Source organism: Methylophaga thiooxydans DMS010 (assembly GCF_000156355.1).
Taxonomy (GTDB): Bacteria; Pseudomonadota; Gammaproteobacteria; order Nitrosococcales; family Methylophagaceae; genus Methylophaga; species Methylophaga thiooxydans.
Genome location: NZ_GG657884.1, coordinates 19,996 through 43,921 on the forward strand (window position 1 = coordinate 19,996; position 23,926 = coordinate 43,921).

The following is a 23,926-nucleotide window of genomic DNA, read 5'->3' on the forward strand; positions in this document are numbered from 1 at the left end:
ATTTAACGACGATATTCAGTGTGCACAGCCGTGACACGTAGGTTATTGATGAGTTTTGGTGAGTCATACATATCCAGACGGTCTGGATCGTCATCATGAATTTCAGCGATGATTGTGGCTTTATAACCTTCATAATCCTGGCACCAGCCGCGATCCATAAAGACGGTATACAAGGCTAAAAACTCATCTTCCATGGCATTAGGCGTCACCACCGCCTGACCGGCTGGAATATCAAAATCATCATCCGCCAGCTTGTGACGCGGGAATTTTTGAGACACCATTGCCCGTTGCTCAAAGCGGATGCGTTCTAATGTTTCTGCCGTGTTGATGTTGAGATAACTGTCATCAGCAAAGCCGGACGCATTGGTTTGATACATACTGATTTGACGTTCAATTCGTACCAATCCACCACGATCAACACTGTAAGTAGCAATACCATCGAACAGCAGCTGATTACGCTCGGTACCATCCCAACGCAGTTCTTTTTTCGGTGGCTTAATACCAGGCAATGCCAGCGTTCTTAGCTGACGTGCCGGGTCAATTTGCAAGGAAGCGGCAGCGACAACACAATTGACGCCAGCCCATAGATAAGGCGGAGTCGGTGAGTCATTGGTACCCATGCAGGTGACGTGTGGGCCATTTCGTCCACTGCCAAAAGTCCCGGTTTCTGAGTGGGTGCCTTTAAACGCAGTAAATGCCCGAAAGCCGATGGCACGCATTGGCCCCCAGCGACTTTCTGCTTCGGCTTCTAGCACCACTAAGTTGGCTGTATCGGTATAAGGCACTGCAAGCCAGTTGTACCATTCATCACCAATAGCAGTGAACACATCAGTAAGATCAGGATTACCGGTACCGCCAGACATGGCCACAAAGGTGAGGCCGACACCATCAGGCAAGGCTTCATCGTAGAAATTGAGTCGCATATCAATATCGTTGCCGGTTTCACCTTTCCACTTACAAGTGATATCGACCTCAGTCGACTCTGCACCATTAACTTCGGCTGTTACCGGTAAGGTCGTCTCTGCCGTAATGGCTGCAACGATAGCGCTGGCAATATCTTCATCCGTGTCAGCAGCGTCAACACCAATGAGTAAGCGATAGCCTGCGATGTAAAGAAAGACTGTGCCTCCTCGCGTGGCCGGGCCAGTAACGGTGATTGACCCGGTTGCTTGTTCACCGCCTGATGCATCATCTAAAGCCAAGAACCACTTTTCAGTAAACTGATCGGCATTGATTTGTGCCTTGCCCATTTCAGCCAACATAGAGCCTCGACCAAAATACGCTTCCAATTCTTCAGGGCTATTGGCACGAACTGCTTGCCCCGCTGGAATCGTGCCGGTTGACAGTCGCTGACCGATAACCAGCATTTTAAAATCAATATTGGCATTACCTGCCAACCGATTACTGAACTCAATGGCTGTAAACGGTAGACGTAATTTTTCAGGAATCGTATCAAAAGAAATAGCCATGCTTATGCATCCTTATCAGTTGAATCTGTGGGTTTGGCAGCAACGGCTTTTTTGGCATCCGTTTTAGCCTTGGCCAACGCTTTTTTAATGTCGGCGTCACTGGTTAGCTCAATCGCATCACCGTCTTTTATCCGCTTCAGGTAATACACTTCACGTGGCACGTATTCACCGTGCTGATTTAACAGACCGCCGCGTAGCTTTCGCACATTGACAGCCTGCTTGGCGGGTTTGATAAAAATTCGGTCTGGCATGGTTTATTGCTCCAATGTTATGTGGTCAATAGCGTCGGGTTCGTCGTCGCCGTCGACCAATGAATGTTCAGCATGAAAGGTGACAAAATCAGCCAACGTTGATGGGTCAAAGTCATTAGGAAATGGCATATTTGGCAACTCAAAAGTGACGGCATACATCGTGGCTTTGAAGCTTTGCTCCAGCTGCATTGAAAACAGATTCCTGACATTCTTCAGCGCCAGTGAACCGACCCCTGCAATCGTCGATTCATGCAGCTTAGGAATCAGTGCCGCTAAAATGTCATAAGCACCAATGGTGGTTGTGTCACCTCGACGCCGGGCGCTGTGGTTACCAACGTGACGGGTGATGACATACACATCAAAACGGCCATTGAGGCTACCGCGTGAGTTGCCTTGACCACCGAGAAACGTGGTGTAAACGCCCGGCGTTCTGTTTGAGGCAACCAACTGTTTCAGTACTGCCAAGTTCAACGCGCTGGGTAACACTTCAGCAGCGCTTAATGTATTGCCAAATAACGCCTGTGCTTTTTCAATGATGTGATCTTCAACGGTGCTAATGCTGTTCATATAAAGCTCTTATCTTTACGGTTAAAGACATTGCCACCGGTGTTGATTTTCACTGTGTTTTGGCTGAGAGGTTTGGCACCTTCTGTACTGATACCAATGCTCAATTCGCCACGGGCGATGCTTTTGAGTGACTTGACTGCTTCGTTGTACCGGTCTTTTACTTCATCGGGCGCTAGATTTTCGTACAAGTAATAGCGTGTAATTTCGCAAGCAATACGCACCAATGACCTTGGCAGCGGGTCAATCGGCAGGCTGTAACGGCCACCCAGATAACCATCAATCATGCTGTCTGAGTCGGCAATGGCTAAATTAATGACGTCCGTGTCCAGCTGACCCGTGTTTTGCTTATCCGTAAGCTGGATCAGTTCATCCTCTCCATATCGGGTGACCAGGTCTTGTTGTGTGCAGTAAGGCATCGTTGAGATATCCGCTTATAGCTCGACAACGCTGAACATCGGATCGGCTTCCAGGATGGCGACCTCTTCTTCGCTCAGCTCGACATCATCACTGCCTGACCAGGCACGACCTAAACGACGAAACCCATCCCGCATCACGGTCACACGGTAGTGTGGTAAAGCGTTCTGTTTGGTGCTTGGTTTAGAATCAGGGTCACTGTCGGTTGTAGTGGTTGTTGTGGTTGTGCTGTTTTTGTCTGAGTCACCGCCACCCCCATTATCATCAGCTTCTGAATTCGTTTTAGACTGAGCCTGCTTTTCGTCCTGAATGACTTTCCAGGCTTCATCACGCTCTTTGGCTGTAATGCTGTCCAGACCATCAAACTTTTTCAGTTCTTCGACGGTAGGCTTTTTGTCGAATGCCTTCTCACGTAGCAGTTGTAGTAAGTTTTCCATCATGCGTTCCTTATCTTGGTTATCAGGGCGGAAAACCGCCCTGATAAAGTTGTCTTAAAGGCTGATTAACTACGCGCCGCCGGTGGAACCGACAGACAGTTGCCAGAAGCCATACACGCCAGTCGCTCGCGCTTCGGCACCAAACTTGTATTCACGCTTATTGAATACATCATCGTTTTCCATATCCGTCTGGCTGACGAAGACAGGCTTCTTACGCATCTGGATAATGAAAGGCTTCACAGCGTTGCGGGTGTGGTGGAGGAACCAGACAGTATCAGACGTTAACCCCGGATTGACTTCAATTTTGGCTGTGCCTTTGTAGGGGTTCGGGCTGTCATCGTCGAGCTTGTCGGCTTCGACCAATTTACGTGCGACAGCTTCCAAAGCCGGTGGCACTTCGAGCAAGTCGGGTACCAGACGCAATGGCATGCCTTCGTCATCGGTGAACTTCATCATTGCAGTACGTGCCGCACCGTAAGACGCCGCTGCAGCCGCTGATGTTGCCGCGCTCAATGCCACTGTCAGTTTGTTCGATACCGAATCTTCATTCACTTCATGATCGGTGTCATAGAAGTACTGACCATCAAGACCTTCATTAATAAAGGCGTTGTTTTTCAGATCGTCCAAGATGATGTCGTGCAGTTCACCCGCTGAGTCACCCGCCATATTGGCTTGGGTGTTGTAGATACCCAAGGTGTCATCTTCGATATCGTTACGATCAACCGCGATGGTCGTTTCCCAATCTTCATTGGTGGCAGTGTATTTACCGGCTTTCAAGGCTTTGACATGCTTTTCACCCACCCATTTACGCATTTTCGGGAAACGTTCTAACCAGGCGTAGTCTTCGGTCTTGGTGCTAGACATGACCTCCATCGCAGTCAGTTGCCAGTTACTGGTTCGGGCTTTGAGTGCGTTATGGAAGACGGTTTTCAGGCCAATAAAAATATCTTGAATAGCCTGTTTGTTAATGATGATGCCGCCAAACGCCAGCATTGGCATTGCATCACCCATCATGGCCGTATTCAATGAGGCAGGGCCGGTCATTAGGCTGGCTGGCAATGACCAGTCAGCCGCCATCGCGGAGGTCATCATTACGAGAGCGCCGACGATGGCCATCGGCAAGAGAATCAGTTTTTTCATGGTGTCATCCTTATTAATTAGCTAAACCAGTGAAGTCTTAGTCGAATTTGACCCAGACGCCGTCAACATCAACGTCGACAATCTTGCCTGCAGCACTACGGGAGCCGGTGTCGTCAGTGTTAGCCACTGTCTGGTCATCGACGATGTAAGCGGTGGCTTCGATATCGGTGCGGTCAATCGAGCCATCGTTTGCAAACAAGAACGTGCCTTTGCGTACATCAATGGCTTTATCACCGGCAGAGCCAGCACCGTTATCAACGTGCTGGTCTGCACGGCCTACGGCTTTCAAACCGGTTGCCGTTGAACCAGCCTCAGCATTGCCAGATGAATCAAGCACAACAATAGAGCCAGCAAAGATGACACTTGATGCCGCCACTGGATGGTTGTGAACTTCACCTAACCGTTGCGGGGTATTACGGTCTTTGGTTAATGCGGCCATTACTTATCTCCTTTGAGTGATTTGGCGTATTCGGCTGGCTCGACACCCAATTGCGTACAAACCGCCAACTGCGCATCAGACAGAACGGGGTTGCCGTCGTCATCGACTTGCTGTGTGGTGGTTTGTTTACCTGTCAGGGCGGCAATGGGGGCGGCTGATTTAAGGTAGGACTTCAGCACATCAACCGGCTGGTCTTTAGCCCACAGCTCCATGGCGGGAGTGAGCTTGCCATCTGCTTTGGCTGCGGCAATCATGGCGTCCTTGTCATTGCCATCCAGGCGCGCTGTCAGAGCAGCAATTTCTTCGCCTTGCTCTTTAATAACAGCCATAGCGGTGTCGGGGGTAGCCGCAGTGGCAGCAGCAACAGCTTCATCAGCGCTATCGGCTTTTTTCTTTAGCTCACCGAGAGCATTGCTAACCGCTGTCAGCGCAGCAAGCCCTGAAGTGTCTTTCAGCTCCAATGTGGTTGCCATGTTGGTAACCTGCTTATTCATAGCAGTCAGAGCTGCAGTCACCGCTGATTCATCGGCATCAGCTGCAAGGCCAAATAATTGGCGTAACAGCTTTAAAGTCTCCTCGTTCATAGAAGCGTCCTCTTGTTTTGGTTGCGGGAGAAGGGAAGCCGCTGCCAATACATCATCCATTCCATCAATGGCTGGGTTATTGGTTAACGCGACATGAAGTAAATCCAAGACATGACCTGTTTTGGGGTCATAGGTGAAAACGGGTGAAATATATTTATATTCTTTGTTGGTGATGAAGCCGTTGGCTTTTGGTGTCCATTCAGGACTAGACAACATGAGACCTTTATCAGGCACCCAACTCAACGCGGCAGGCTTACCCCAACCGGCAGCGGGTGCAGGCTGACCATTTTTAGCAGCCAACAAAGTTTGGTGTTCGTAATCGAAAACGATGTCGTTCTTGCGTGATTGAACGCGATTAATAAGTGCAGCTGCAGAAACATCATCAAGATACCAAGGGCCACTCCCTGCCATCGCACCGCGAGGGGCATCGAACTTGCCAGCAGGAAATAACTGGACGGCACCATCAGTGCCGACCAGTAGTGAGCAGATTGCAAGCGCTACGTTATGCATAGCGACCTTGAGGGAATGATGTCATGGCGAGTCTCCTGTTCGTCGTTTATTTCAAGAACAGGTGCCACTCTACGAATGCGGGGCAAAAAAAATGCCCTGAAACAGTTCAGGGCATTAAATATTTGTTGTTATTGAAGATACCGTCTACGCATAAAAACGGCAACAATCAGAAGTTAAGATGCAACCGCTTGACCTATGCAATTAGCTTCAGCATCCAGCATTGTCCATTTACTACGTACACTTTTTGACGTGACAGCATTATCAATCTTGCGATTTTTTAGAATTAGGAGCAATGCCGTCATATATAGTACCGCCCTTAAAAAGAGTGAACCTCTGACAATGTGATAAAAGACAGTAAGGTGCATTTCTTTTTGGGCTTTTAATATCAGTTTCTTTTGATGCTCTGACTCTGTTTTTAAGAAAGCATCCTCCCAACGCTCTTGATAACGTTTTAACTGAGGACTATTTTTAATATCATTCCGGCCCAAAAATAACGTCAGGATAAAATGCATCGCACTTAACTGATGGGTGTATCTAATCACCCCATTCAAAGTCGTGCGTGTAATGCAATACAATTCATTATCAAAATCAATTTCTCCCGCTTCAGCGGCATTGAATAATTGATCACGTATATCAAAAAGGCGCTGACGAGTAGAGTCGTTCAAATAGCTTCTATACTCAACAAACCAGGCGTACCAAATCCCAATAAATAACGCGATCAGTAATATTGAATCATTCAATTGTGAATCCATCACACATCCTCCGGTCTTGTTTCGCCTCTTGGCGTTAAGTCACTAGATGTTCTCTTACTGTCCACTTCTTTTTCATACATCTCTTTATATGGTTGATAGCGTTCAACCACATTTTTTCTATGTCTTGACTGACCTCTACCATATAAAATCCCGAACACACCAAAGAGACCACCGAGCAAGCCAACTAGATAACTACTCTCTTCAGCTGACTTTTCATCCTTGTTAATTTCAGCGTGGATTTTCGCGTTAATGCCAATATCAGCTTTTGTTGTTTTACCAGCCCATGAAATTGCAACTGGCGATAAAAGATATAGCCCTAAAACCAATGCTGACCCAGCAATAAACCACCTTATAGTTTTTGACCACTCAGCAGCTCGCATTGTTGCGATACTTCCCCGAAGCGATGCATTTTCAACGAGTAAGTCTGTTCTTGATTGATATTTGTCTGCCATCAGGCACAAAAAAACCCGACACCAATCAAACCATCAGCATCAGGGTTACTCCCTATTAGTAGTTATCCATAATAAGGCATATTGTCACAGTTTTACATATCCAAGCAATAGCAACACTATTAAAGACCGCTTAACCCCGTTTAAATTCCCGCACAATCGTTTAATACTTTTATATTCCAATACTGACCGCACATCAACAGTTAAAACAGCTTAGAACGGCACACAGAGATTCAACGTAGTGCATCTTGAAAGTGTTCGTAAAGGGTATCAATTATCATTTGTTCATCGTCTTCTGACACACCCAAGTAGGGCCTGGCGGGAATACCTCGGTCTTCATCACCGAACTGATGGGTCGCGCCCTGGATAAGGTTGGTACCCATTTCCATACTCTGGCTGCTGGTGTTATAGGCTAGCGTGTCACGCATGAATCCTTCTAGCACCAGCACCTTGTCGGCGTTTTTCTTTTTACGTGCCTGATATTTCGGATCGAGTGGCTCCCATGGGTTACTTTCAGGATCGACTTGCTGATCCCATCGATCATGGGTGCTGTTAAGTAAACCTTCACCGATATCGATAAAGGCGGGTTCCAAGTCTTCACCGGCATCGACCAGGGCGCGTAGCCGGGCGGCGATGGCTTTATCCGGGAAGCTATAGTCGATACTGATTGATGCGCCTGCCATTATTCACCTATACTATGTTTATCGGTTGCGATGCTGGCGCGTACGCCCATAGCATCAAAAACCCGCCAACCTGGTGCGTCAGGAAAAGTGGCCCCATCATTCTTCATCCCCATACACCAGATACCCCTTACGCTGACTGTTCAGGTAATTACGGCGTGATGTCGGGATAAACGTCCAGCTTTCCAGTAACCCCTTTCTCACATTGGCCACCGCGACCAGGTACCGGCCTTTACCGATATCGTAGGCTTTGACAATGCGAGAGCGCAGCACCACTTTGCCAGTGCCGTTGTGTTGCTGGAACGATAACCAGACTTCATAAGGATTGGTCAGCAAGTCGTCCAGTAACGGCAGGAACTCAGCACGGGCGGGATCAATATGTTCTGATAATGCCTTGCTGTTGAGCAGAAACGGTAAGCCTCCGGGGGTGTAGAGTTTCTCTTCACCCACTTGTTTTTGCAGCTGCTCATATACTTCTGCTTTTTTATTTAAGCGTGATCCCAACTTCACCGGCGACTTGGTGAAAGGTATCTGTTGTTCTCTGCCAGCTTCAGCCCAGCCTTGTGGTGTGAGCGTTGTCCACTGAGTGCGTGTTTTTGTGTATTGCGCCATCACATCATCAGCCAGCTGCTCACCAAAAGCGGCTCTGCCTGGATTATAGGCGAAGCCCGGATCAACACCTTTGGGTACGCTTACGGTACGAGGCGACGGGCCTCGGACACCGACCACTTTATCTTCCAGTTCTACTGCAGGAGCGTTATCCGGGCCAGTTTTACCGAGCTTATCCATATCGCGTTTGCTGAGTGTTCTGACCCGACACTTGCAACCCCAGCCGTTCTGGGGGTAATGGGTCTGCCAGAATGGGTCGTCGGCATCAAGGATTAATCCGTCCCAGGCTACATGCTCTGGCCGTGGATGCTCGACAGCATCATTGTGTATGTACTGCCAGAATGGTCGAGTGTGTTTGACTTGCTGCATCTGGGCATATCGACCAGCGTTATGGCTTTGATACAGATTGGTCTCGTAGATAACCCGGCTGCGCCAGTTGCGACCACCGTTATAGCCCCAGCCGTGCTTGCTGACTATCTGATCAAAGTCTTTGCGAAAGTCCTTCAGGCTCATGCCTTCAGTAATCACTTTGTCCATTGATGAACGAAAATCGTTAAGCAGGTCTTCTTTCATCGCCCCGGCAATGACAAAGGCACGGGCATGCTGGCCCTCATAGATATCTGTCCAGGATGCCGTCGGCAGGTTCAGCTTGTCACGAAACGCATCAACCGCTTTATTGAAAGGCATGGAGCCGTAATTGATGTTCATTTAGCCAGCTTCATGCAATTTTTGCTTCAGCAGATAACCTTCCAGTTGCCAGATTTTATTTTTGGCATTCTCATAGGCTATCTTCTCACCTATTTCAGCGTCGAAGTTTTCTGGACTAGCGCAAGCTGATTCACCTGTTACAGTAAAGCCATTTTGTAAAGTTAAGCAGCAGACAGTTAATTGGCTTCCTTCAAATACGTGATACTGCTCTGACTTGATTACAGCCTGAAGCATATCTGGAGTTAACCTTGGAGCGTTAAGTTCTTTCTTTTGAATTTCATTTTCTATTTCAGTCATTTTCAGACACCTCATAACGCCCAGCCAGCTCAGCGGTGGCCAGCGCCATTTGAATCACGTCAGCAAGTTCTTCCGGGTCAAGAAAACCGAATGCTTCGACCAGGCGATCCTGAAAGTCTTCTAGCGTGCCACCGTTATCATCCACTTCCTCTAATAAGGATTTAATACGGTTATAAAGGTCGTCTAACGGTGACTGTGCTTGTGTTGCCAGTTGATTCACAACACCATCTAACTCTGTTTCATTATCACCGGCTTTGGCTGCAGCGGTAGCGGCGGCATTCGGGCGTGCAGCATCATTTTGTTCAGGGGTGTTAGTTGGAACCGGTTCATAGCCTTCACCATAGATCTCCGTCAGTTTTTCTTGGTTAAGCCGGTAGCCCATATCGAACAAAAGCTTATCGCGTTCGGCGCGTTCGTTAAGTTCTTCACCTTCCTCAGAGATGAACTTGATACGTGGGCCACGGCGTGGATCGGCACCGGGAATATTGAGTGCAACCATTGGCCAAAGTAGGTCACGGTTTAAGGTGCCAGCAATTTGCCGCACGTCACTGACCAGCAGATCATGACGCACTTCATTATGGATATCACCCAGGTTAGAACCCAGACCGGTATTTTGTGCCGTACTGGTTAAGGTGCCACCGAGAATCGCTTTAGACTGAACCGACTCGCACCAGTTGATCATAAACTGGTATGGGTCGCTGGCTCCCTTGGCGGCCTCTTTAAAATCGACATCCATACCATCGGGCATGATGCCTGCAGCACTGTGGCCGATACCAATGACGGCGCGAAGCAAGGTATTTTTTTCTTCATCACTGGCACCGCTGGGGTAAGTGCCGAGTCGCATTGGTATGCCATAGACTTCCAGAAACTCGGCCAGATCCCGAATGCTGTAGTTTTTAAACAGGTATGGCCATGCGAGGATACGATGCAAACCGCCACGGGCAATGCTGCCAGACTTGGCTTTATGAACATGCGTTACCCAGCCAAACGGCCACAATTCATCACCTCTGCCACCACTGTTACGCAGCAGAATCTTTTTGCGATCATTTTCATCGATGGTAAATAGGCGTGCTGATTGATGCTCTAGCGTTGGTAACAGCGTTTTACCCAGCTTATGCCAACCGAGTTCCAGCATCGAATAGCCTTTGCCAATCGCATCACCGATATCGAAAAGGTGATCTTCGAAGTCTTCCATGTCAAGCAGCCACTCTTTGACCTCTTCGGCAAGCGCTTCTTCTTTTTTATCGGCATTACGCGGTGCGACCACATCCCAATCGACACCCATCAACGCCCGTTTTCGCTTACTCATTTCCGCAAAGACATGGGCATCTTTTTCTTCCATATCTTCAAACAGGTCGGCCTGTTCGACCAGATTGCCTTGTTCAGCTGCTTGCAGAATGCTGGCTAACTTGCGTGGTGTTAAACCACCTGAAGGATGGTTCTCAAACTCTTTACTGATAAAGCCGAGCTTGGATGTTTGCTCTTCACTCAGTGCTTCTCGCACCTGTACTGGCTTACCAGCGGCATCTACGATTTGACTTGTTCTTACTTGTTCCATTGTTACCATCCACCGCCTTTTTGCATCAGGCTGCTGTAGTCGTTGTCGGGGTTGTCGCGTTCGGTTTTGCTGGGGGCTGCTGTCCACTCAATCGGTGAAGCCAAATCAAAGCTGGCAGCATGCGCCATGACCAAACTAATCGCTGCGTCACCGTGTCGGCTTTTGGCAGCATCGGTTTTACCATCGGGCAATTTCGGTACACCTTTAATCACTTGCAGCGCACCGATATCGTCTGCGACATCGGCATCACGCGGGATAAGAATGGTGTCGTCCTCAAACGCAGCTTTGAACTTGGGCATATTATCCAGGTACCAGCTTTGGCTAAGCATCACTTCTTCGACCACATTGACGCCATAGCGGTACTTGGCTTGCTCTGCCAGATACTGACCATTACCACGGGCATCCAGCTTGGCCGCACTGAATCGAGGCAAACGATCACAGATATAAAACAGCACCTGCTCTTGCTGCTTGAACGGCACGTTGTGCAGTTCAACCATAAATGGCACTACGCGCCTGAGCTGCTGACTGATGGTCATCGGTGTCAGCACGGTTAAGTCACCGGAGCGACCAAAATCTTCGCCTAAAACGTGGCGTAAATTGGGATTTAACTGGTCTAAAAGCGGCTTTAAATTAACCTCACACCAGGCCAGCATTTCTGCCTGGCGAAGATGCTCTGGCCACAGGTTGAACTCGGCGGTACCGGAATAGCGCAGCACCGGCACATCATGCATGCGGGACTCACGTAGGGCGCGGCTGATATAGGTGCCACCGCCTTGTTTGGGGACGCAGTCATATTCTTCTTCGGCATCTTCGGTACTGGCAGTATTTTTACGAAGCCCAGCTTTCCATTCGTCTTCGCCTTCTTGTGTCCATTGAATTTTCTGAATTTGGCAGATGCGTTTATAGAGACCCATTTCACACGCATCATCCAGTGTGATTCGATGAACGCTGTAATCTTTTTTTCCAGATCGACTGTCTTCGATGAGTTCATTGAACAGGTTTTCTACGCCATTATGCGTAGAGATGATTCGAATTTTGCTGCCCCACATCGTCAGAGCTAACGCAGCTTTTAAAAGCTCATCAAGTGCATCATGGAATGCCGCCTCATCAATGCAGACATTACCCTGACGACCACGCATATTGCTGGGTCGTGAGCTGAGTGCCTGAATCTTAAAGCCGCTGGCAAAGCGAATAGTGAAGGTGAGAATATCTTTGTCTTCATCTTCAAAGATTTCCTCTTCAATGGCTGAGGCAGCCTTATTGAATGACTTAGCCCACATCGAACAAGCATCAATAAACTCTACGGCCATCTCTTTATTAGAACCAACGTAGTAGCAGTTGGTACCGCCCGCAGCCTTTGACGATGAGGCGGCTAATACTTGATCGGCTGCTTCAGCCCAAGTTAAACCTGTACGTCGTGACTTTTCAGCAAGCTTAAGAATACTGTCATCTGCCATCCAGTTCTTTTGATATGGCAGCAGGACATCATTCGGATCGTAATCTTTGTATATGGCTAAAGCAGCGCCCATCGCTTAACCCAGCCCCAGTATTTCTGTCTTGATTGAATCAATTGCTTTTTGGCTCATGCCTTGGCTGACCATAGACTTTTCAGCTGTCGCTGCAGCTTCGTTAGCGGCTTCGGCTCTGATGGCTTTCTCTCGCTCTTCATTCATATTGGCCGCTGACTCCAGTCGCTGAACAGCGAGTGCCAATTGAGCCAGCATTTTTGGCTCTACAGGGGTATCACCTTCAGCCATATGCATTGCTGAATCAAACGCCATCGTGCGGATGATTTCATTGACTAACTTACCAACCTGGCCTTGCGGTGCAGCGCCCAGCTTGCCGATCCACATGCTGGCCAGTTCGCGTGATTGCTGTAGTTTGGCTCCGACATCTTTCATCTTGACGGCATATCGATTGACCGCAGACTTGCTGACGCGATCATCAGTGCCGAGCTGTTCAAGGATGGCATTGATTTGTGCTGTGGCATCCAGTTGTGAGACTCGCGGATCTCGCAACAGGGTTTGCAGCTGCTCCAGAATATCGGCTGGCAATTGCTCAATGGATGAGGCGCGAGCCATTATTCAGTCGTCTCTACGCTGATGGTGATGGGTGAATAAGAATGTGACATCCCAACACCAAAGAAATAACCAGCGGCAATGATGTAGCAAAAAATAACCACACTCTTTAACACTTCTTTGCCGAAGCTCTTTATATCTTGCTGTAACAGCCAGTTCTTTAATTTTCTAATCATGGTCGCGCTCTCCCAATACCATCAATTCGGCTCCGCCCCAGCGCAACATCGACGCCACGCTGAGTCACCTTGGCAATCAACAATTCACCAACCGTTGTAATCGCCAGCAGACCTTGCTCTTCCAGCCAGCGCAATTCGGTACGAACACGATCAGCAGACACATCATGACCAACACTGGCCAAAATCATTTGCAAGATGTTTTCGTTATGCGAGTAGCCAGGGTCTTGCTCCAATGCCTGCAATAAGGCAAGACGAATAGATTCTGTGAGTATTTGATTAAAGCTCACCGCTTATCTCCTCGTAACAGATAGTCATTGATTAGCGTTAGCTGGGTTGTCATGGCTTTCAAAGAGCCAGTCATTTCGCTGATGTTTTCACTCATTCCATTCATGCGATTGTAGATATTGCTAAGGTCGGTATGCGTTGGTGCACCATTCATTCGCTCTTCAACGATATCCATTCGGCTAACTACTTTAACTATCTGCTGGCTCACTTCTTTAATCTCTGTTTTATTCACGCGATGGCGATTGATTAGCCAGGTGTAAACCCAATTACCTGCAAACAAAAAAGCCAGAAACACATCAAACCAAAACCTGTATGCGGTGTAATCTAATTCCATTTATCGCTCCCGCTTAGCCTTAATGTTTTGACAGTCCACACAGCGCACCGCGTCTGGTCTTGCTTCCAGTCTTTTATTTGGAATCGGCTCACCACAATCCAAGCAATAGCGAATACCGTTTTCTTCATCAGGTTGTTCTGTTTCTCTGCTACTTCGAAGCACCGTCTGAATCGCGATATCCCTGTCTTTTTGTTCGCGCTCCTGGGCGCGGTCGAACACGTCCACCATGCTTATTTACTTTCCTTGTTACGGCTTAAAAGAGTAGATAGATTCTGAAATACGCCCGGAGGTGGCGTTTGTCCGGCTGACACTTGTTTATCATCAGAACGCTTTTTCACTGAGACACCCAGCACAGCAAGCGCGATTGCCCACATACCAGATAGGTTGACCATGGCATTGATAACAGCAGGAGCGTCATTCGGTGAAATAACGATCACAATGCCCAAAGCAGACATTTGTACAAACCATGTCACGGCAATGGTGTAACCGAAGAAAGGTCTCCAGCGACGGACGAATGAATCGCCAGAGGTGTACTCGGTTCGCATGGTGGCGTTGATGGTGGCCAACTGCTTGTTCTCGGCTTCTAGTTCGGCGAGAACGATAACGTTCATTTCTTTTTGCAGTTTTAGTTGAAGCTCTGGATCATGCTTTATTTTGGCTAAGGCTTCATCAGCGTTACCTGCGCCCGTTACTGCATTGGCTGCTTTAACAACCTTATCAGCGACGTTACCAGCCCTATCCCCCATTAAAAGCCGGGTTAGCCCCGGCACGAATTGCGCTAATCCTAAAGCAATGCTAATCGGCTCCATGAGTCACCTCTGTATTGATAAATTGCTGCAACACAAACAGACGGCGCATCCAGCCCATAATGAAGCGTTCTTGTGATGGGTTTTCAACGGCGAGGTCATGATAGAAGTCAGCCCGATAGGCAAGGCTGAGAGTGAGCTTGTTAGTAAGGTAGTCTTCGTTATTAGCGAAACGTCTGATAGCGCCAAGCGTTTCATCACCGATCACACCATCTACTTCCACGCGATAAGCGCATTGAAGGAATTTGATTGCTGTTTTGGGCCGGTGGTTTACTACCGAGTCAAACAAGAAACAACCAATGACTGGTGGCAAATCGCCACAGCCATAGGCTTGCCAGTAGTCACGGAAATAGAGTGCAATGGCATCATCTAATGTCAGCAGTCTGATATTAAGATGGGGGTATTGACGCTTGCTGATGCCGTAGTTGGTTTCGCCACCGGCATCGTTTGGATCATCCACATAGCCGCCTTCAATCTTCAAGACATGATTGACTGCTTTGAGGAAAAGTTCTGGGTAGGTTTTGTTTGTGTCCATGGGTTGCATGATGCTTTCTGGCACAAACAAAAACGCCCTGAATGAGTTCAGGGCGCTGGGGTGTTACTACAATTTAGTTAAGCAGGTTTTAGAAGTCTGGGCAATCTTGAGTTATTTTTTTCAGACTGGCTGGAAGTTATAACCAAGCTGGAAATTTACCTATAAGATTCATTGGACTTGGTCTTTCAGCTGACACCGTTGAACCCAACCGTTTGACATTGCATCCATATCTACTTTTTCAAAACTCTGCCCGGAACGGGCTGCAAATCTCTCAGCTGCCATTCGGTAGCTATTATTTACCCAGTTACTACGCGACTCATACTGCTCATCATTCAATGTACTGGGGCTGCCATAAATGCGATTCGCTGCCAAACTCACCATACCCTGAGCAGTGAAAGCATCACACCATGGCTGGAAGAGTGAGTCATCGGCTGCAAAAACTGATGAAGAAAGTAGTAGCGCATAGATACAAAAAGCGAGTTTTTTCATTTTTAAGTTCCTTTTATCAACAACCGATACAACCGCTACAACTTAGCAGATAGGTTGTTCGCGTTGTAGTGGTTGTTAAACCAAACTATAGGTGTAAGCACCTTTTATTTTCTCAGATTGCCAGTGAATACGGTCAAAGCGATCTAGTCTATCACGGGCGGTTTTATCATCTTTTTTGTGACCGCAGGCGTCCAGTAGCTTGGTTTTATTCAAACTACCTTGCTCCTTCAGCACGGTTTTTACCTTGTCGATAAACGCTCTTTCTTCATCGTTGAGTGTGACTTCGTCGAGATCCAGTTCGGTTAAAAACAGATCTGCCACTTCTATTCTTAGTGCGATATTGGCAATGGCAGCACGTTCTTTTTTAACTTCGAGCAGCCAGCGAATTTCACCTTCGGGCGAGTCCGCTTTGATAAGACGGTACATATTATCGACGCTGTTACGTAGGTTGTTTGATCCTTGATAGTTGCTGCCGTTCTTGGTGGAGTGATGCAACACAATAATGGTGGCACCGGCGTCACGTATCTTTTTCAGCTTGTTGCCGATCCGCATGGCTGTCAGGTCATTATTGATATCACCAAAGTCTCTGAGACTGTCCAGCATCAGCAGCATGTTTTTAAACGCGTTGCCATAGGCTCTGTTTTCAAGCTCATCCAGCAGTTCGAGTGGCTCACCATTGAACTTACTGCGGTGCGAGTAGGTTAGATTCGGGCAGGCTTCGATCAGTTTATGTTCGATGCCACGCTCTTTCAGCACACTGATGGGGTTATCGACATCGATGTACAGCACATTCATCGCGCCTTGCTCACTACCACTGTTGTGTTCAGTGGCATATTTTGCCAGCCCGAAAAGCAACCAGCTTTTACCCATGCCGCCATCGGCATAGATCATAGTGATTTGTTTTTTAGGCAAAAAATTAGGGTATAAAAACTCAACACTATCGTTGAAGTCATCAGTTGTGAGTGGATTGATAAAATCGAACATTAAAAGAGATCCTGTTGTTTGTCATTTTCAAGTTGACGCTGTTTAGCCTGGCGTTTGTAGACAGCGCGTTCAGTAATTTTTTGTGTCCGGGCGACTTCTGCTTTGGTAAAGCCTTGATCAAGCAGACGGCTTGTCTCTGCCAGATCCACTTGGTATAGCCTTGCTTGAAGCTTGGGGATGGCGATTTTCTCATTACGGAAGGTATGCACGAACTGTTTGTATTGATCTGGACTAAGCACTTGCTTTAGGTCACCTTGCCCCGGCACTCGAATAGTGACACCACCGAACTGTTTCACCAGACGCAACAGTCCATCAAGACCGATCACATCGGCTATCTCTCTGGCTACAGGTGGTAAATAATCAGGTAAATTCACTGGCTCGGTACCTTGCTTATGGCAGCGCTACTTGAGTGGCACGTTCAAACGCGACTTTGTCATTAAGGTGATCGACGATGGCATTGAGTAGCGGCACATTACGACGCCACTTGCTGGCATTCGCACGGCGTGCTACCAGCTTCTCGACATAGCTTTCGCTCAGGTTCATGGCATCCAGTAGGTACTCAACGGTTTGCAGCAGGCTGCGTTTTTTCTGTTCCTGATATAACGCGGCAATGATCGCTTCAAACTGCTGACGCTTGTGCACCCACTCCAGACGTTCAATACCAGGACGGCCTGTTGTTGCATGGCCTTTACCACCGGTGACGTGCCAGGCTATGGTTTCAGCGTATTCCCAACTGAGTTGCATATCGGTCAGTAAGGCTTCAATTTTTGCCATATACGGGCTGCGATTGAATGGCTTTCTGCCTGCGCGTTTAGGTGGTTTAATCGCTTTGGCATCACGTAGCAAATTGACTAAATGTTTCAATTCTTTGTCCGTCATCTTGCTGCACGAACGTTCACCGGTATGGTCTCCTTGCCATGTGCGACGAGCTTCTTCGTCCTTAAACAAGCGGCTAGCGCCGATATGAACAAGCTGGATTAGCTTTTGTCTTGAACTCATAGCTGCCCCACGATTTGTAGATAACGGCCAACAAACATTAAAAACGCTGTGCTGGGAGACACTGGTTCAATGGCTTTTTTTAATGGCTCAATATCTTTAATTAACGGCCATTCATCATCGTGTGGTGCCATCAAGTCACGCTGCTCTGTGGCTAACAAGACCAAGTCTGCGTGCTTCACTTCTGCAGGCATCTCAGCGTCTAACCCAAAACGGCCTAACACGGCTTTTTCAACACGCTTCTCTATTTCACGATAATCGGGCAAGAGGTTTTTCAGTGGTCTGGCCACATCACCAACAAACGCCTCTGCGGCATCATGCAGCAGTCCGTGCAAAGCCATTTCAGGCGGTACAATTTCAGACACATAAACCGAATGTTGGGCTACGCTGTAGAACTTATTAGTGTGGCCAGCGAAGCGGCAAATGTTTGATAGGCCATGAGCGGCAACGTAAATGTCGAACTCAGACTCTTCAGGACACATAAAGTTAAAGTATTCACCACTGATAGTGAGTATGTCTGGTCGCATCTCGCTTGCTTCTTTCATGTTCATTATTTGGATTCCTCTAACGATCCCCAGCTCCATGCAATGGAGTTATGGCCACAATGTTTACAGCGGAGGATATGAATGTTTTCCGGTGTAACCTCTTTTGCTGTTTTGTACTTGTGACCAGATATATACCGACCACGACTAAGCGACCGCCAGATGCAACGTGCAAAACAGATTGGGTTCCTTAATTCATCCATATCATCTCCCGGATTTTTCACTGCCTTAACCCCAACGAAGGGGCTAAGTAATCCGTCTCGTGGATCAGTCGGCGTTGCCCGGCGGGGAGAAAGGTTATAAAACCCACCGTCTCAGCTGCAGTCTGTTAGTTTTTTGCTGGCACCACCTGTCTGCTGACGCGCCGTTGGTTAAGCGGATTTAGGCTGAATATCGATGACGCGATACTTCAACTGTCGTTGAACCCCATCACGGGGACTGGTGACGGTTGGTCGCTCACCAACTTTTATGTCTGATACAAACGTGCCACTCCAGATACCAGCCTGAAATGGTCTTGAATCAACAACGACGCCATCTTCATCGATGTCCCACTCCAGAAAGTCCTGGCCCCTGTCTTCGAATACAATCATTTCCATAGAAGACCTCACAGAGCAGCCATATCGAGAGCCAGATTCTGAAACTTGCTCTCGGTGGTCGGGCGGTAATAGAAACGCACATAGGCGCTGGAGCCAGTGATTTGCATCGAATCTTTCAGCGCCTCCATGGCTTGCTTCCATTTGTGATCGTCAATCTCCAGCCGCAGCAGTCCGAGGATTCGGGCAGCACTAAGCTGGCCTTCAGTGTTGGTTTTGAAGGCGTGATCGACCAGGGCTTTGATATTGTCGTTGCTGCCTTCTGACCATTCTTGAATGCATTCATCAATCAGGGATTTAGCTGCTTCAGCACGCTCATCGAAGTGCAACAGCTCGGCCATTTGAATGCGAATCTGGCGTTTACCGTCATAGCTGGTGAGGCTGATATTGCCTTTTTTGCCACCGAGCTTGGCATCGTATTTTTCTGCAACAAGCTCGACGAAGGCATAAACGTCATTCATCGCCTGAGCTTTGAAGGCGACCATCTGCTCTCGCAGCAACTCGGCCTTACCAAACAGTTCTTCGATAAGATCATCACGATCCAGATCGATTTGTTTGATTTTGCTAATGGGTACAAGGTGACCTTGTGCGTTCACCTTGTGTTGCTCTGTATTGATAGCTGTATTCATGGGTTACTCCTGTTTAAGCCACAACTTTCCACTGCACCTGGCAGCCGCTGACTTCTGTGGCGTAGGTTTCGAGACGACGTAGGCCGGTTTTAATGCGGGTTTTTGTGCCGCCCTTAAGTCCACCTGGACTGTCGTTGTAGCCGACGATGGTGATGGTCGGCTTTCTGGCTTCACCGATGTTGATATCGGTAATGGTGAGGCCACGTCGTGCTAGTTCTGCTAAGCAGTGGCGAACGTCTTCTACTTTTTTGCTGATGATGTCGTTACCCAAATTCTTGTTCATGATTAGGCTCCAATTTTGCTGTGTTCACAGCCGCCACGGCAGGCTCTATAAAGTTGAATGCGTGTCGGGTTTGTTGCTGCATACGGGCGGCTTTGGTATTCAATGCATTGGTCGCTGGGGATAGCACCAACCACCGGGCATTGCACACTGCCGGACATAAACTTGCCTTCAATGAGTGCTTGCAGTCGGTCAGTTCTGCCGGGGTATTTACTCTTGATGACCTGGTTAATCACGGTTGGTGAAGGAAAGCCATCATTCTGTCTGAGAACAGCGGCCACCTTGGCTTGTGATGTTTTCTCACATTCGGTTTTGAGTACTTGTTTCCAGTCGCTCATTTGTTGTCATCCTTTTCTTTCTGAATGCGGTTATAAATTTCTTCACGATGAACAGAGACATCTTTTGGGGCTTCAACCCCGATCCGGACTTGATTACCTTTGGTACCAAGCACATTCACGACAACGTCATCACCGATAATCAGGGCTTCGCCCACACGTCTTGTTAAAATCAGCATTACTCACCTTCCTTTAATGAAATGGGTAACTTGCCAAGCAGTGACAAACTAATCTTCACGCCTAAATGAACGCCTTTGAGCACCTCCGGATCGGTTATTTCAATCTCTTCACCGATTTTGATAGAGGCACCTTTTTGATCCACTATCAGCTGCAATTCATCAACTCGTTTCTGGTGCCATGCCATTAATTGTTGAATTACGTCTACTGTCGCTTCATCCATTACTCACCATCCTTTGGCCATACGACCTTGTTTAAATTGGGATCAAAGACTTGTTTAATGCGTTGAATCATCGGCGGCTTTGGACCGGTATTCATCGCGGGTAATAGTTTGTATCGCGCCAGACCACCACCATGGTTGGCTGGGATTATCTCTTTGAGATAATTCGCCTTAGCCAGAAAGGTGATGTAATCCTTGGCAGTGTTCGGTTCGATAGGTGTTTCTTCCGTAGAGGCTGATGCCACCAAATCACGCCAACTGAAATCACTCAGAATTCGCATGGTTCGCCACATCTGTTCACGGCTCTCGCCACCAGTGACGTGGTCACCTTTGCGGTTGACGCGAGGTGCATTCACACCGACATCACGAGTCAGCCTCCAGACAATGGCACCGCCCATGCGCTTGGTGGTGCGTTCCAGATAGCCAGCACCTTCCAGCCCTATCACGTAGGTTCTGGCTGTTCGGCGATTCACTTCATTCAGCTGTTTGTGATCACTGGTGTGTGCTTCCAGGTCAAGTAAAGAAAACACTTTCAATTCACGTATGGCTTGCCAGCAGGCATCTCTACCTGACAGCTTGCCGTTTGCTCTTGTGATATGAACAGGCTGTGTCATTTAACCTTCCTCCTGGGTGCGTCGCCGGTATAGAGGGGACGGTTACCCCAGAGTTTGACGTCGATTTGGTCGGTACCAGCTGAGTAGGCGGCTTGCTGAACTTGGTTGAGATTGACGCAGATTCGACGGGCGACGCCCATGCTTTCACGCTGGATGCGTTCGAGCAGGTCATCAGCAATGGTGATGTCCGGGCAGTAAAGTTGGGACAGTTGTCGTGTGTCTTCCAGATCGGCAGGTTGAGCGCCTTGCCAAGCCAGCATTCGATTGTGGAACCGTTCCCACTTGAGCAGCTTGGTCGGGAGCTTCTCTTCACCGATCAGCAGGATGGCAGCGTTTGATCCTTCATAAATGTCACGCACTACTTCGACGGCTTTCTTTTCGACGATGTGATCCATCTCATCGATGATGAGCGGCAGACCACTCAGCGCCAGCTGCTGACTGATTTGCTCGACCATGTCATAGTTGGTCTTATCTGGCTGGATGCCCATTTCTTTGAGAATGGAAAGGAGCAGCGCTTTTTTTGTCCAGGTGCTTTTGCATTCAACGTAGTAAGCGCGGTATTTATTCGCTGCATAAGCTGCAGCAAACGATTTACCCCAGCCACTCGGGCCAAAGAAAGTGACCATACCTGGTAGATGTGCTGGGCGATTCATCGCTTGTTCCAGCAATCGTGTACAGAGCATGACGTTTTTCAGTGGTGCCGTGGTGACAGAGGCTTCGACTCTGTCTCCCAAGTTGACCACGTTTTGATTTGTTGTCATTATTTACCTCATCACGTTTTACTTACCCGCCTGCCAGCGGGTTTGTTTTTTTATGCCTCGACAGTTCGTCGAAGCTCTCAAAGTCAGCGCTGAACTCGCTCATAAAGCGGAACTCATCGCCTTTCTGGTACATCGCCCAGAATTTCTGATCAGCTGCTGAGAGTTGACTCCCTTCTCGCAACCGACGGTCTAAATTGACCCAACGCTTGTAGCGCGCTCTGGGGTCATCATTTCTTATGATTTGTGCTGCAGGCTCTTGTGGCTGTTGGAACTCGGCTTGGAATGTAGCCAGATCCTGTTTTTGTTCGTCAGTTAGTTGTGGCTGCGGTATGTGTCGGCCTAGTTCTGGCGCTGGGCGAAGTGGTCTGACCACTTTCGGGTTGGCGACTTCAGGCTGTGGCTGCAAAGGCAGGCGACTTGCCACTTCCATTGCATCCATCGCGACTTCGGCTTTCGCTGCCAGCTTGGTGGCCTTGATAAAGCGAGTGCGATGCTTGTTGAAGCTTCGAGCCGCTTCAGTATCACCAAACCCAGTAGCTTCAATACATTGCGCCTCACCGATATAGCGATTATCTAAGGTGTAGGCATAGACGATTTCATGCAGCGCTTGAGGGTCAAAACGAACGGTAATCTTCTGGCCTGCAAAGTCGAGCAACGCTGGCGCGTGGTAGCGGTTTTTGCCTTGTCCTGTGGCTGATCCGGCATCAAGATTAAATGATCCATCTTTCTGCACTTTGATGGCTTCAGCCATCAGCAGCCACATGCGACGTTGTTCTTGGTTAGCTGTTTTGATAACGGCGGTTTGATAGCTTTCGGTGAAAGCTTGATCAAAACTTTTTGTGCCGTTGCAGATTTCAGTGCGTCGAGCCGGTTTGGCATTCCAAGCAATGATTTCTTGTTCCAGTACTGCTAGGAACGTTTCAATGGGTACCGCTTTTTTGGCGTAGTTTTCTGGCTTGGCCATTGGGTTTGGGCCGGTATAGGCACCTTCAAACTTAGGATGCTTGTCCAGATATTCACCAAGACCACCAACACCAAAGGCACGTTCGACAGGTTTAGCCTGACCGTGTCCTTTGCCGCCAATCACTGATGTCCAGTGCACTTTGATACCGAGCGTAGGGAATAGGCCGAGTGGATCATCTTCTTTTACGGTGAAGCGATAGCGGTTTTTAACGCCACCGGTCATCCATTTATTGGCTGCAGCGCGGGTGTTATCAATAGTGACGTGTTCGGGTATGCCGAACTGATCCACAACATCGCCAAAACTGGCTCGGATTGAGTCGGTGTTTTCTGATTCATCGACGCGGTAAGCCAGTATTTTGCGGCTGTAGACGTCCTGCCAGAACCACGTTTTCATGCGCGTTACATCGCCATTTGGCAATAGAACAAACACGTTGTGTTGGTAGCCATCACCATTGATCCACTCAAGCGCATGTAGCTCTTGGACTGTTCGCTGTTGGGCAGGAAACAGTTTGATCAAACCGGCTTCACCTTCACGTAGATAAACGCGGGTTGCCAGCGGTATGGCTTTGATGCGACGTTCCAGTGTTTTTTTGCTGGGGATTTTCCAGCCTTGTTCGGCTGCAGTACGTTGTAGTCGGTAGTAACAGGCTTCGAACTCTGGCTGCTCCAGGCGAAGGTAATCGGCTTTGTAAAATTCCCAAGCCTCAGTATCCATATCTGCTGTGACCGTTCGGCCAACAAAGCCGGGTACCAGCGCGGCTAACCAGTCTTGACGAGCATAGAATTTCACCCCTTTCTTGCTCTTGGTACCGTGATACCAGCCTTGCATGGTGCGTTCACTAATGTCGTTTTGATCAGCCACCAGTAAGAAGGCATTCTTAAGTGTGGCGCCACCGTTTTCTGTCAGAGCCATGACCTGCAAAAGCAGGTTGAGTTTGTTCTGAGCTGCGTCCTTTTGTTTTTGTGGCTTGTTGTCATAGTGCTGCCATAATGCTTGAGGATCGTAGCTAAATTCAGTGCTTTCCGAGCTGCTCTTAACTGGGGTCGGCAGGTGTTGTTTTATCAACGCGGCCTGAGTTTCTACTGGCAGGCTGGAAAGGTGGTATTCATTTGCTGATCCACCTCTTACTTTTACTTGCCTTGTATTCCAGCCTTGTTTTGAGGCCTGCTGATTAACGCCACGCTTGTACTTTGGAAGACCTGGTTTGTTTGCTAATTCAGTTGCTGTGAACCATTCCCTGTTTGTTCAGTCATCTTCACCGCCC

At 48.3% G+C, this 23,926-nt stretch carries 36 protein-coding genes and 1 pseudogene; all 37 read right to left on the reverse strand.

The annotated features are described in order from the left end of the window. Positions 1-2: 2 nt before the first annotated feature. Positions 3-1,469: a phage tail sheath subtilisin-like domain-containing protein gene (locus MDMS009_RS01755; RefSeq protein ID WP_008290164.1), complete on the reverse strand. Its 1,467-nt coding sequence runs from the start codon at positions 1,467-1,469 to the stop codon at positions 3-5. A gap of 2 nt (positions 1,470-1,471) precedes the next feature. Continuing rightward, positions 1,472-1,720 carry a DUF2635 domain-containing protein gene (locus MDMS009_RS01760; RefSeq protein WP_008290139.1) on the reverse strand — a complete coding sequence of 83 codons (249 nt, stop codon included), beginning with the start codon at positions 1,718-1,720 and terminating at the stop codon, positions 1,472-1,474. A 3-nt stretch (positions 1,721-1,723) separates the two neighbouring features. After that, the gene (locus tag MDMS009_RS01765; RefSeq protein WP_008290165.1) at positions 1,724-2,287 is read right to left on the reverse strand and encodes a phage protein Gp37; all 564 of its coding nucleotides are present in this window, start codon (positions 2,285-2,287) and stop codon (positions 1,724-1,726) included. Continuing rightward, complete coding sequence (locus MDMS009_RS01770) at positions 2,284-2,703, reverse strand: gp436 family protein (protein WP_008290132.1); 420 nt, start codon at positions 2,701-2,703, stop codon at positions 2,284-2,286. Before MDMS009_RS01770 ends, MDMS009_RS01765 begins: the two co-directional genes overlap by 4 nt. A 15-nt stretch (positions 2,704-2,718) precedes the next feature. Then, complete coding sequence (locus tag MDMS009_RS01775; RefSeq protein WP_008290141.1) at positions 2,719-3,141, reverse strand: hypothetical protein; 423 nt, start codon at positions 3,139-3,141, stop codon at positions 2,719-2,721. 66 nt (positions 3,142-3,207) lie between these two features. Then, the gene (locus MDMS009_RS01780) at positions 3,208-4,278 is read right to left on the reverse strand and encodes a Mu-like prophage major head subunit gpT family protein (protein ID WP_008290173.1); all 1,071 of its coding nucleotides are present in this window, start codon (positions 4,276-4,278) and stop codon (positions 3,208-3,210) included. A gap of 37 nt (positions 4,279-4,315) precedes the next feature. Then, the gene (locus tag MDMS009_RS01785; RefSeq protein ID WP_008290156.1) at positions 4,316-4,717 is read right to left on the reverse strand and encodes a hypothetical protein; all 402 of its coding nucleotides are present in this window, start codon (positions 4,715-4,717) and stop codon (positions 4,316-4,318) included. Continuing rightward, complete coding sequence (locus tag MDMS009_RS01790; protein WP_008290138.1) at positions 4,717-5,811, reverse strand: phage protease; 1,095 nt, start codon at positions 5,809-5,811, stop codon at positions 4,717-4,719. The genes MDMS009_RS01785 and MDMS009_RS01790 overlap by 1 nt, the downstream gene beginning before the upstream one ends. Positions 5,812-5,984: 173 nt before the next feature. Next, complete coding sequence (locus MDMS009_RS01795) at positions 5,985-6,563, reverse strand: hypothetical protein (protein ID WP_008290118.1); 579 nt, start codon at positions 6,561-6,563, stop codon at positions 5,985-5,987. Continuing rightward, entirely contained in the window at positions 6,563-7,015 is a 453-nt protein-coding gene (locus MDMS009_RS01800) for a hypothetical protein (RefSeq protein WP_154646946.1), read from the reverse strand. The genes MDMS009_RS01795 and MDMS009_RS01800 overlap by 1 nt, the downstream gene beginning before the upstream one ends. Positions 7,016-7,245: 230 nt before the next feature. Further along, on the reverse strand, positions 7,246-7,695 hold the full coding sequence (locus MDMS009_RS01805) for a phage virion morphogenesis protein (RefSeq protein WP_008290150.1): 450 nt from the start codon (positions 7,693-7,695) through the stop codon (positions 7,246-7,248). 96 nt (positions 7,696-7,791) lie between these two features. Continuing rightward, positions 7,792-9,009, reverse strand: coding sequence for a PBECR2 nuclease fold domain-containing protein (locus MDMS009_RS01810; RefSeq protein WP_008290145.1), 1,218 nt, complete (start codon positions 9,007-9,009; stop codon positions 7,792-7,794). After that, positions 9,010-9,306: a Gp49 family protein gene (locus tag MDMS009_RS01815; protein WP_008290712.1), complete on the reverse strand. Its 297-nt coding sequence runs from the start codon at positions 9,304-9,306 to the stop codon at positions 9,010-9,012. Continuing rightward, on the reverse strand, positions 9,299-10,864 hold the full coding sequence (locus MDMS009_RS01820; RefSeq protein WP_008290130.1) for a DUF935 domain-containing protein: 1,566 nt from the start codon (positions 10,862-10,864) through the stop codon (positions 9,299-9,301). Before MDMS009_RS01820 ends, MDMS009_RS01815 begins: the two co-directional genes overlap by 8 nt. A 2-nt stretch (positions 10,865-10,866) precedes the next feature. Then, positions 10,867-12,393, reverse strand: coding sequence for a terminase large subunit domain-containing protein (locus MDMS009_RS01825; protein WP_008290169.1), 1,527 nt, complete (start codon positions 12,391-12,393; stop codon positions 10,867-10,869). Between the two features lie 3 nt (positions 12,394-12,396). Then, positions 12,397-12,945: a DUF3486 family protein gene (locus MDMS009_RS01830; protein WP_008290117.1), complete on the reverse strand. Its 549-nt coding sequence runs from the start codon at positions 12,943-12,945 to the stop codon at positions 12,397-12,399. Next, positions 12,945-13,118 (reverse strand): hypothetical protein, encoded by a 174-nt coding sequence (locus MDMS009_RS16195; protein ID WP_008290347.1) that lies wholly within the window; start codon positions 13,116-13,118, stop codon positions 12,945-12,947. The genes MDMS009_RS01830 and MDMS009_RS16195 overlap by 1 nt, the downstream gene beginning before the upstream one ends. Beyond that, the gene (locus tag MDMS009_RS01835) at positions 13,115-13,405 is read right to left on the reverse strand and encodes a VpaChn25_0724 family phage protein (RefSeq protein WP_008290323.1); all 291 of its coding nucleotides are present in this window, start codon (positions 13,403-13,405) and stop codon (positions 13,115-13,117) included. The genes MDMS009_RS16195 and MDMS009_RS01835 overlap by 4 nt, the downstream gene beginning before the upstream one ends. Beyond that, a complete protein-coding gene (locus MDMS009_RS01840; protein WP_008290353.1) occupies positions 13,402-13,737 on the reverse strand; it encodes a DUF2730 family protein in 336 nt (111 codons plus the stop codon). Before MDMS009_RS01840 ends, MDMS009_RS01835 begins: the two co-directional genes overlap by 4 nt. Next, positions 13,738-13,965: a TraR/DksA family transcriptional regulator gene (locus tag MDMS009_RS01845; protein WP_081443580.1), complete on the reverse strand. Its 228-nt coding sequence runs from the start codon at positions 13,963-13,965 to the stop codon at positions 13,738-13,740. 2 nt (positions 13,966-13,967) lie between these two features. Continuing rightward, a complete protein-coding gene (locus tag MDMS009_RS01850; RefSeq protein WP_008290135.1) occupies positions 13,968-14,546 on the reverse strand; it encodes a 3TM-type holin in 579 nt (192 codons plus the stop codon). Next, on the reverse strand, positions 14,533-15,078 hold the full coding sequence (locus tag MDMS009_RS01855) for a glycoside hydrolase family 108 protein (protein WP_008290134.1): 546 nt from the start codon (positions 15,076-15,078) through the stop codon (positions 14,533-14,535). The genes MDMS009_RS01850 and MDMS009_RS01855 overlap by 14 nt, the downstream gene beginning before the upstream one ends. 168 nt (positions 15,079-15,246) lie before the next feature. Next, positions 15,247-15,567, reverse strand: a complete 321-nt coding sequence (locus MDMS009_RS01860) for a hypothetical protein (protein ID WP_043887798.1) — start codon at positions 15,565-15,567, stop codon at positions 15,247-15,249. Positions 15,568-15,642: 75 nt separating this feature from the next. Then, the gene (locus tag MDMS009_RS01865; RefSeq protein WP_008290124.1) at positions 15,643-16,551 is read right to left on the reverse strand and encodes an AAA family ATPase; all 909 of its coding nucleotides are present in this window, start codon (positions 16,549-16,551) and stop codon (positions 15,643-15,645) included. Then, complete coding sequence (locus MDMS009_RS01870) at positions 16,551-16,925, reverse strand: hypothetical protein (RefSeq protein ID WP_008290342.1); 375 nt, start codon at positions 16,923-16,925, stop codon at positions 16,551-16,553. The genes MDMS009_RS01865 and MDMS009_RS01870 overlap by 1 nt, the downstream gene beginning before the upstream one ends. 16 nt (positions 16,926-16,941) lie before the next feature. Next, positions 16,942-17,550: a regulatory protein GemA gene (locus tag MDMS009_RS01875; RefSeq protein ID WP_008290168.1), complete on the reverse strand. Its 609-nt coding sequence runs from the start codon at positions 17,548-17,550 to the stop codon at positions 16,942-16,944. Next, positions 17,547-18,098 carry an HD domain-containing protein gene (locus tag MDMS009_RS01880; RefSeq protein ID WP_237700449.1) on the reverse strand — a complete coding sequence of 184 codons (552 nt, stop codon included), beginning with the start codon at positions 18,096-18,098 and terminating at the stop codon, positions 17,547-17,549. Before MDMS009_RS01880 ends, MDMS009_RS01875 begins: the two co-directional genes overlap by 4 nt. A 362-nt stretch (positions 18,099-18,460) precedes the next feature. Beyond that, a complete protein-coding gene (locus MDMS009_RS01885; protein WP_008290122.1) occupies positions 18,461-18,685 on the reverse strand; it encodes a hypothetical protein in 225 nt (74 codons plus the stop codon). A gap of 8 nt (positions 18,686-18,693) precedes the next feature. After that, positions 18,694-19,311, reverse strand: a complete 618-nt coding sequence (locus MDMS009_RS01890) for a DUF3164 family protein (RefSeq protein WP_008290166.1) — start codon at positions 19,309-19,311, stop codon at positions 18,694-18,696. A gap of 13 nt (positions 19,312-19,324) precedes the next feature. Next, on the reverse strand, positions 19,325-19,594 hold the full coding sequence (locus MDMS009_RS01895; RefSeq protein ID WP_008290127.1) for a hypothetical protein: 270 nt from the start codon (positions 19,592-19,594) through the stop codon (positions 19,325-19,327). 2 nt (positions 19,595-19,596) lie between these two features. Continuing rightward, positions 19,597-19,929, reverse strand: coding sequence for a hypothetical protein (locus MDMS009_RS01900; RefSeq protein WP_043887799.1), 333 nt, complete (start codon positions 19,927-19,929; stop codon positions 19,597-19,599). Beyond that, complete coding sequence (csrA, locus tag MDMS009_RS01905; protein ID WP_043887800.1) at positions 19,926-20,105, reverse strand: carbon storage regulator CsrA; 180 nt, start codon at positions 20,103-20,105, stop codon at positions 19,926-19,928. The genes MDMS009_RS01900 and csrA overlap by 4 nt, the downstream gene beginning before the upstream one ends. Next, on the reverse strand, positions 20,105-20,326 hold the full coding sequence (locus MDMS009_RS01910; RefSeq protein ID WP_008290147.1) for a hypothetical protein: 222 nt from the start codon (positions 20,324-20,326) through the stop codon (positions 20,105-20,107). The genes csrA and MDMS009_RS01910 overlap by 1 nt, the downstream gene beginning before the upstream one ends. Next, the gene (locus tag MDMS009_RS01915; RefSeq protein WP_008290358.1) at positions 20,326-20,937 is read right to left on the reverse strand and encodes a hypothetical protein; all 612 of its coding nucleotides are present in this window, start codon (positions 20,935-20,937) and stop codon (positions 20,326-20,328) included. Before MDMS009_RS01915 ends, MDMS009_RS01910 begins: the two co-directional genes overlap by 1 nt. After that, on the reverse strand, positions 20,934-21,698 hold the full coding sequence (locus MDMS009_RS01920; RefSeq protein ID WP_008290142.1) for an AAA family ATPase: 765 nt from the start codon (positions 21,696-21,698) through the stop codon (positions 20,934-20,936). Before MDMS009_RS01920 ends, MDMS009_RS01915 begins: the two co-directional genes overlap by 4 nt. Positions 21,699-21,720: 22 nt before the next feature. Beyond that, entirely contained in the window at positions 21,721-23,490 is a 1,770-nt protein-coding gene (locus tag MDMS009_RS01925; RefSeq protein WP_237700450.1) for a transposase domain-containing protein, read from the reverse strand. A gap of 45 nt (positions 23,491-23,535) precedes the next feature. Continuing rightward, a pseudogene (locus MDMS009_RS16655) lies at positions 23,536-23,871 on the reverse strand (DNA-binding protein); the annotation flags it as partial. Positions 23,872-23,926: the final 55 nt, after the last annotated feature.